This is a genomic window from Finegoldia sp. (assembly GCF_046991905.1).
GTDB lineage: Bacteria > Bacillota > Clostridia > Tissierellales > Peptoniphilaceae > Finegoldia.
Genome location: NZ_JBKWZF010000123.1, coordinates 1 through 2,235, shown reverse-complemented (window position 1 = coordinate 2,235; position 2,235 = coordinate 1). Strand labels below are relative to the sequence as shown.

Sequence of the window (2,235 nt, the reverse complement as noted above, 5' to 3'; positions counted from 1 at the left end):
TGTAGTAAAACTCTGATTCAATGAGAAAAGCTATTGAAACATTAAAGAATATATGGAAAATTGAGGATCTGAGACAACGGATCCTCATTACCATATTGTTTGTGGCGATTTACCGTTTCGGTTCGTACGTCGTGCTTCCTGGAATCAACCCGGGTATGCTGACACAATTGCATCAACAAACAAGCGAGGGCCTTTTAGCCTTGTTAAACATGTTCTCAGGAGGAGCATTTTCTAATGCATCTATTTTCGCATTAGGAATTATGCCTTATATCTCTGCATCAATCGTTATCCAGTTGCTGGGAATCGCTGTGCCGTATTTTCAGAAACTTCAGCGAGAGGGAGAAAGTGGCAGAAGAAAGATGAATCAATATACTCGTTATTTGACGATTGCTATTTTGTTGGTTCAGGCCCCTTCTTATTTGCTCAATCTTAAAATGCAGGCTGGACCTTCCTTAAATGCTTCATTAGATTGGACTCTGTTCATGGTTACTTCTACCATTATTTTGGCAGCTGGAAGTATGTTTATCCTGTGGCTTGGTGAAAGAATCACAGATAAAGGTATTGGTAATGGTATTTCATTTATTATCTTGATTGGTATTATCGCTCGTCTTCCGCAGTCATTATTCCAGGAGTTGATTTCCCGTATGACCGACAAGACTGGTGGTTTGATCATGTTCTTATTTGAAATAGTATTCCTGCTGATCGTAATTGCCGGAGCTATTCTTTTGGTACAAGGTACAAGAAAAATTCCTGTACAGTATGCAAAGAGAATCGTTGGTAATAAACAGTATGGCGGTGCAAGACAGTACATTCCTTTGAAAGTGAATGCTGCCGGTGTAATGCCTATCATTTTTGCCCAGGCAATTATGTTTATTCCGATCACTTTCATTGGTTTTTCTAACACTAACAATGTGAGTGGTTTCGTTCATGCATTTACTGACCATACGAGTTTCTGGTATAATTTTGTTTTTGCAGTAATGATTATCTTATTTACGTACTTCTATACTGCGATTACCATTAACCCGACTCAAATGGCTGAGGATATGAAGAGAAATAATGGTTTCATTCCGGGAATTAAGCCAGGTAAGAAAACTGCTGAGTATATCGATGATATCATGTCACGTATTACTTTGCCGGGTTCTTTCTTTTTGGCTTTCATTGCTATCATGCCCGCATTTGCCGGTATCTTTGGTGTGAAGGCTGAGTTTGCTCAATTCTTCGGTGGTACGTCTCTGTTAATTCTTGTAGGTGTTGTTTTGGATACACTGCAACAAGTCGAAAGTCATTTGTTGATGAGACATTATGATGGTTTGTTGAAGTCTGGTCGTATCAAAGGACGCACCGGTAGTAGTGTAGCTGCATATTAATTCTTTGAGTAGAAATGATATTTCTTAAAACTGAAGATGAAATAGAGCTGCTCCGTCAGAGTAACTTACTTGTTGGTAGAACGTTGGCTGAAGTTGCCAAACTTGTGAAACCGGGAGTTACCACTAAAGAGCTGGATAAGGTAGCGGAAGAGTTTATCAGAGATCATGGTGCTGTTCCTACCTTTAAAGGTTTTCCCAATCAATATGGAGATCCGTTTCCTGCTTCTTTATGCACATCGGTTAATGAACAGGTAGTGCATGGCATTCCGGGAGATATCGTGTTGAAAGACGGTGATATTGTATCGGTCGACTGTGGTACCTACATGAATGGTTTCTGTGGTGATTCAGCTTATACCTTTTGCGTTGGTGAAGTGGACGAAGAAGTTCGTCAGTTGTTGAAGGTAACTAAAGAGGCGTTGTATATTGGCATTCAAAATGCTGTGCAGGGAAAAAGAATCGGTGATATCGGATATGCTATTCAGCAATATTGTGAGTCCCATTCTTATGGTGTTGTGCGTGAATTTGTCGGTCATGGTATTGGTAAAGACATGCACGAAGACCCTCAGGTACCGAATTATGGTAAAAGAGGATACGGAACACTTTTAAAGAAAGGTCTTTGCATTGCGATTGAACCGATGATTACGCAAGGTGACCGACAAGTTATTATGGAACGTGACGGATGGACAGTGAGAACCAGAGATCGGAAATGTGCCGCACACTTTGAACATACCATTGCGGTAGGTGCAGGCGAGGCTGATATTCTGTCATCATTTAAATTCATAGAAGAAGTTTTAGGAGATAAAGCGATATAATATATGGCAAAGCAATCTGCAATAGAACAAGATGGAGTTATAGTTGAAGCATTGTC

Annotated in this window: 2 protein-coding genes; both read left to right on the top strand. The window is 40.1% G+C overall.

Annotation, left to right across the window (positions count from 1 at the left end; genetic code table 11):
- The first annotated feature begins 20 nt into the window (after positions 1-20).
- Positions 21-1,367 carry a preprotein translocase subunit SecY gene (secY, locus tag ACLUJM_RS13535; protein ID WP_005782223.1) on the top strand — a complete coding sequence of 449 codons (1,347 nt, stop codon included), beginning with the start codon at positions 21-23 and terminating at the stop codon, positions 1,365-1,367.
- 14 nt (positions 1,368-1,381) lie between these two features.
- Positions 1,382-2,179, top strand: a complete 798-nt coding sequence (gene map, locus ACLUJM_RS13530; protein WP_005791569.1) for a type I methionyl aminopeptidase — start codon at positions 1,382-1,384, stop codon at positions 2,177-2,179.
- Positions 2,180-2,235 lie beyond the last annotated feature (56 nt).

Coding starts and splice junctions, on each gene's coding strand:
- secY (WP_005782223.1), top strand. CDS start 21: ATGAGAAAAGCTATTGAAACATTAAAGAATATATGGAAAATTGAGGAT.
- map (WP_005791569.1), top strand. CDS start 1,382: ATGATATTTCTTAAAACTGAAGATGAAATAGAGCTGCTCCGTCAGAGT.